This is a genomic window from Streptomyces sp. NPDC001880 (assembly GCF_053594575.1).
The window spans coordinates 1-6,719 of the sequence record NZ_JBSFET010000164.1; the positions used below are offsets into that span (position 1 = coordinate 1).

General features: G+C 70.6%; 1 protein-coding gene. It reads right to left on the minus strand.

From position 1 onward, the window contains the following. Nucleotides 1-6,719 (minus strand): amino acid adenylation domain-containing protein (locus ACWCQ6_RS34975; RefSeq protein WP_451096215.1); only part of this gene is annotated, 6,719 nt, incomplete at both ends.

Below are 6,719 nucleotides of genomic sequence, written 5' to 3' on the forward strand. Positions count from 1 at the left end.
CGGCCATACCCACCACCGAGCTCCAGCAGGTACTGGGCGGCCGGGGGCAGGGGCGACCATCCCACTCCCCCACCCGACAACTCGGCCAGCACCGGCCGCGTACCCATGGCCTCACGGTCGGAGGCGAGCTGGGCGAGACCGGCGGCCGTGCGGTGCTCGAACACCTCGCGGGGGCTGATGTCGATTCCGGCGGTGCGGGCGCGGGCGACGACCTGGATGGAGCGGATGCTGTCACCGCCCACGGCGAAGAAGTCGTCGTCGATGCCGACCCGTTCCAGGCCGAGGACGTCCGCGTAGACCGAGCACAGGACTTCTTCGAGCGCTGTGCGCGGGGCGCGGAAGGCGTTGCTGGAGCTGACCTCCGGTTCGGGCAGTGCGGCTCGGTCGAGCTTGCCGTTCGGGGTCAGCGGCAGCCGCTCCAGGACCATGAACGCGGCCGGGACCATGTAGGCGGGCAGTCGTCCTCCCACGAACGTCCGCAGCGCGTCGACGTCGATGTCGGCGTCCGCGGCGACCACGTACCCGATCAGCTGTTGGCCGCCGCTGCCGCGCCCGTCCCGTACGAGGACCGCGGCCTGGGCCACCGCCGGGCTGGACAGCAGTGCGGCCTCGATCTCACCGGGCTCGATGCGGAAGCCCCGCAGCTGCACCTGGTCGTCGCTGCGGCCGAGGTGCTCCAGGCGTCCGTCGGCGAGCCGGCGGCCGATGTCGCCGGTGCGGTACATCCGCGTGCCCGGGGCGCCGTGGGGATCGGCGACGAAGCGGCCTCCGGTCAGGTCGGGCCGGTTGAGGTATCCGCGCGACAGGCCCGCGCCCGCCACGTACAGGTCGCCCGGGACCCCGGGCGGCTGCGGCTGGAGCCGCCCGTCGAGGACGTAGACCGCGAGGTCGGGGATCGGCACGCCGATCACGGATCCCGGGGCCGATGCGGCCGTCGCCGCGTCGAACGCGACGTACGTGATGTGCACGGTGGTCTCGGTGGTGCCGTACATGTTCACCAGGACCGGCGCGTCCTGCGCGTGCCGCGCGTACCACGTCGTCAACCGTCCCGGATCGAGTGCCTCACCGCCGAACACGACCTGGCGCAACGCCAGTCGGTCTCCGACAGCGGGCATCTCCTGATCGGCCGCCATGAGCTGGTAGAAGGCCGACGGTGTCTGGCTGAGCACGGTGACGTGCTCGTCGGCGAGGAGTTCGAGGAATGCGTGCGGGTCGCGGCTGGTCTCGTACGGCACGATGACCACGCGGCCGCCGTGGAGCAGCGCGCCCCACAGCTCCCACACCGAGAAGTCGAAGGCGTACGAGTGGAACAGCGTCCACACGTCCTCGGGTCCCGATCCGAACCAGCCGTCGGTGGCGTCCATCAGCCGCATCACGTTGCCGTGCTCGACCACCACGCCCTTGGGCCTGCCGGTCGAGCCGGACGTGTAGATGACGTAGGCCGGCTGCCGCGGCGACACGACGACGTCGAGGGTGTCGGTCGGATAGGCGGAGCTCTCGGCCAGAACCTCCGGTGTGACCGTCATGACCGGCCGGGAGTCCTCCAGCATGTAGGCGATCCGGTCGGCCGGATAGGCCGGGTCGACCGGCACGTAGGCCGCTCCCGACTTCAGGACGCCGAGGATCGCGACCGCCAGTTCCTCGGTCCGCGGCATCCGCAGCGCCACGAACCGCTCCGCACCCGCGCCCCGCTCCCGGAGCAGCCGGGCGAGCTGGTTGGCCTGCTCATCGAGCTGTCGATAGGTCAGGACGGACGCGCCGAACGACACGGCAGCTGCGTCGGGGGTGGCCAGCACCTGCTGCTCGAAGCGCGAGACCACGGTGTCGGTGACCGGAACCGTCGCCGGGCGGGCGGTGAGCTCCCGGCGCTCCGCCTCTCCCAGCAGCGACACATCGGCGACCTGGGTGAGCGGCCGGGCCGCCACCTGCTCCACCACCCGCACGAACCGGGCGGTGAGCGCCTCCACCGTGCTGTGGTCGAACAGATCGACGGTGTACTCGACGCTGCCCTGGACGCGGCGCCCGTCCGGGCCGACGGTCTCCCCCATGCCAAAGGTCAGGTCGAACTTGGCGGAGTCGACCGTGACCGGCTCGTAGGAGACGCGCAGACCGGGAAGTTCGAAGTCGGGCCTGCTGGCGTTCTGCCAGATGAACATGGTCTGGAAGATCGGGTGGTAGGCGGTGGAGCGTTCGGGGTTGATGAGTTCCACCAGCCGCTCGAACGGCACGTCCTGGTTGTCGTAGGCCGCCAGCGCCTTCTCCCGTATCCGGGCGAGCACTTCTGTGAAGGTGGGGGAACCGGTCAGGTCGGCGCGCAGGACCCAGGTGTTGACGAAGAAGCCGACCAGGTCGGCGAGCGCCTCGTCGGTACGGCCGGCGATCGGCGAGCCGATCGTGATGTCATCCCCGCCACCGAGGCGGTGCAGCAGAACCGCCAGAGCGGCCTGCAGGACCATGGACACCGTCGCACCCTCGCGGCTCGCCAGCTCCTCCACCGAGGCGAAGAGCTCCGGTTCGATCGTGAACTCGACGCGGTCACCGCGGTGGCTGGCCGCGGCCGGACGCGGCCGGTCCGTGGGCAGCCGCAACGGCTGCGGAACGCCCGCCAGCTCCGCCTTCCAGAGGGCGAGCTGCTCGGAAAGCCGGCTCTGCGGGTCCTCCTCGTCCCCGAGGACGTCCTCCTGCCACAGGGCGTAATCGACGTACTGCACGGGCAGCGGCTCCCATTCGGGAGCGCGTCCCGCACACCGGGCGGTGTACGCGCCCACCAGGTCGCGGGACAGGGGGGCCATCGACTCACCGTCACCCGCGATGTGATGCACCACCAGCACCAACACGTGGTCGTCCGCCCCGCCGCGCAGCACCCAGCCCCGCAGCGGAATCTCGGACGCCAGGTCGAAGGCGTACGCCGCCGACTCCGCGACCCGAGCGGACACCTCCGACGGCTCCACCTCCAGCAGCGGAATCTCCACCGCTACCTCGTCCACCGGCAACACCCGCTGGAACGGAACACCCGCGGCATCCGCCGACACGACCGTCCGCAGACTCTCGTGCCGACCCACCACATCCGCCACAGCCGACCGCAAAGCCGCCACATCCAACGTGCCGCTCAGCCGCAGTGCGACGGTGATGTTGTAGGTGGCGCTGGGCCCCTCGAACTGGTCGAGGAACCACAGCCGCCGCTGGGCGTAGGACAACGGAAGCCGCTCGGGGCGGACCTGAGGCTCCAGCGCCGGACGGTCCGCGTCCGCGATGACCAGACGGGACGCGAGACCGGCCACGGTGGGCGTCTCGAAGACACCGCGCACGTTGATGTCGGCGGTCAGGACGGCGCGCATCCGCGATACGAGACGGGTCGCGAGGAGCGAGTGTCCGCCCAGGTCGAAGAACGAGTCGTCGACACCGACCGTCTCCAGGCCAAGGACCTCGGCGAACAGCCGGCACAGGGCCTCCTCCTGAGGTGTTCCGGGCGCCTTGGACTCGTCGGCGGTGAACTGCGGCTGTGGCAGTGCCTTGCGGTCCACCTTCCCGATCGGGGTGAGCGGAAGGGCGTCAAGCACCGTGATCACGGCCGGGACCATGTACTCGGGCAACCGCTCGGCCAGGAAGCGGCGCAGCTCCGTCGGGTCGGGAGGCGTCGCCCCCGGGGTCGGCGCCGCGTATCCGACGAGCTGTTTGCCCCGACCGACGCCTGTGATCTCGCGGGCGACCACGATCGCCTGCGCGATGTCGGGGTGCCCGGTCAGGGTGGCGCCGATCTCGCCGGGTTCGACGCGGAACCCGCGGACCTTCACCTGCTCGTCGACGCGGCCGACGAACATGATCTGGCCGTGCTCGTTCCACCGCACGAGGTCACCGGTGCGGTAGAGGCGCTCGCCGTCTCCGAACGGGCTGGCGACGAAGCGTCCCGCGGTCAGCGCGGGCTGACGCAGATAGCCGCGTACGACGCCGGACCCGGCGATGTAGAGCTCGCCGACGAGTCCCGGGGCGACAAGACGCAGCCCTGAATCGAGGACGTACAGACGCATGTTGTCCAGCGGGCCCCCGATCGGCACCTCGGTGGCGTCGTCCGGAACCGGGCCGATCCGGTTGTAGGTGCCGAACACCGTGACCTCGGTAGGCCCGTACATCACCACGACCTGGGTGTTCGGGCAGGCCCGCTGCACCCGGCGGACAGCCGCGGGTGACACGACGTCACCGCCCGGACGCACTTCGACGACCGCTGCGAAGCAGTCCGGGTGCTCCTCCGCCATGACCGCGAACAGGCCGGCTGTCAGAAACAGCCCGGTCACCCCGCTCGACCGGATCAGCTCAGCGAGTTCACGGGGGTCGACCCTGCCGGGCGGCGCGACGACGATGTGCCCGCCCTTGAACAGCGGTACCCACACCTCGTACGTGGACGCGTCGAAGGAGTGCGGCGAATGCAGCAGGACGCGCTGGGCCGCTCGCTCGCCGAATCCGCCGTCCAGAGCGAGTTCCGTCGCGTCGCGGTGCGATGAGGGCACGCCCTTGGGTTCGCCCGTCGACCCCGACGTGAACATGACGTAGGCGAGCTGGTCGGCATGGATGCGCACGCCCGGGTCGGATTCGGGGTATCCGTCGACCGCGGCGACGTCTTCGGCCGTGAGGACCAGGGACACGCCCGCCTTCGCGCAGACACGCTCGCGGTGCTCGGCGGACCAGTCGGGGAACAGCGGTACGTACGCGCCACCCGCCTTGGCGATGCCGAGTTCGGCGACGACGAGTTCGACGGACCGCTCCATCCGGACCGCGACGAGGGACTCGGCGCGCACGCCCCTGGCGATGAGGTGGTGGGCGAGCTGATTGGCGCGGGCGTCGAGCTCCGCGTAGGTGAGCGTGGTGTCGCCGTACTCGATGGCGGTCGCGGCGGGGGTACGGGCGACCTGCGCGGCGAACAGTTCGGGAAGCGTCGCGGTCGGGACGTCGACGGCGGTGTCGTTCCAGGCGTCGAGGGTCTCGCGCTCACCCGGCAGGAGGGTGTCGAGCTGGGCGAGCGTCGCCTGTTCGGAGGTGGTGGTCAGTGCCTGGAGGAGGTGCCGGTAGCGTTCGAGGATCTGTGCCGCCCGGTCGGTGGTGAACACGGTCCGCTGGTAGTCCAGGCGCAGCCGCATCCCGTCCCCGCCCGGGATCACTGCCAGGGCCAGGGGGTAGTGCGTCGCGTCCAGGCCCTCGATGATCCGCACACGCAGCGTGCGGCCGTCCTCGACCTCGGGGGCCTGCACGACAGGATAGTTCTCGTACACGGTGAGCGTGTCGAACAACTGTCCCGCATCGGCAAGTTGCTGAATTCCTGTCAGACCCAGGTGGTGATGGGCGAGCAGGCCAGCCTGCTCCTGCTGCACCCGTCCCATCAGCGAAGCGATCGTCTCGCCCGCCTCCAGACGGACCCGGACCGGCAGCGTGTTGATGAAGAGGCCGACCATGCCCTCCACGCCCGGCAGCTCCGCCGGGCGCCCCGAGACCACCGAACCGAACACCACGTCCTCACGCCCGGTCAGGCCACCGACCAGCACGCCCCAGGCGACCTGGACCAGCGTGTTCAGCGTCACGCCCCACCTGCGGGCCAGCTGAGTCAGCTCCTCCACCAGCGCCGTCGGGAGCTCGGTCCGCAGCCGCTCGGGAACCTCCGCGCGGCCCTGCGCGAAGTCCGGAGCCACCAGCGTCGGCTCCTCCACTCCCGCCAGCGCCTCGCTCCAGGCCAGCTCCGCAGCCGGACGGTCCGCCGCGGCCAGCCACGACAGGTAGTCGCTGTACGGACGCACCACCGCCGGGGCGACACCGAAACCGTCGGTACCGGTCGCTTGCTGGTAGAGGCCGAACAGCTCACTGAACAGCACCGGCATCGACCAGCCGTCCAGCAGGATGTGATGGTTCGTCAGGATGAGCCGAGAGTGCTCGGCACCCAGCCGCACCAGCACCCACCGCACCAACGGCGGCCGCGCCACATCGAACGCACACGCACGCTCATCGTCCGCCAGAGCACGGACCGTCTCCTCCGGGTCCGCGTTCTGGGGCGCCTCCACGACGCGGAACGGCGCCTCCACCCGGCCGGGCACCACTTGTACCCAACGGCCGTCCGCACTCTGCCGGAATCCGGCCCGCAGGTTCGCATGCCGGTCCAGCAGCTGCTGCGCGGCCTGCCGCAGCCGCTCCGCATCCAGCGCACCCGACAGGTCCAGGACGAGCTGGGAGGTGTAGACGTCCACGTGGTCCTGGCCGTAGGCGGCGTGGAAGGCGAGGCCTTCCTGCAACGGGGACAGTGGGAGCACGTCGTCGAGGGTGTTGTCCTCTGCCGTCAGCTCGGCCTCGACCGTCTCGATCTCCTGCTGGGCGAGGGTGACGAGGGGGAAGTCGGAGGGTGTGTGTCCGCCGGCTCCTTGCCGGGTGAGGGCATCCGCGATCGCGGTGAGCTCGGCGAACCAGGCCTGTGCGAGTTCGGCGACCCGTTCCTGGGAGAGCAGTTCGCCCGCCCAGGACCACACCGCCCGTAGCACCGGGCCCTCGCCCGAGTCCTCCGCCAGCGCGTTCACCTCGACCACGTGCGCCAACGGCATCGCCGGATCCATCCCACCGGACAGACCCGTCCCCAGCACGTCCGCAGCACCGGTCTGGAAGCGTCCGAGGTAGTTGAAGCCGATCTGTGGTGCAGGGTGCTGGAGTTCGGGAGCGGTGTCCGGGTTCGTGTATCGCAGGAGGCC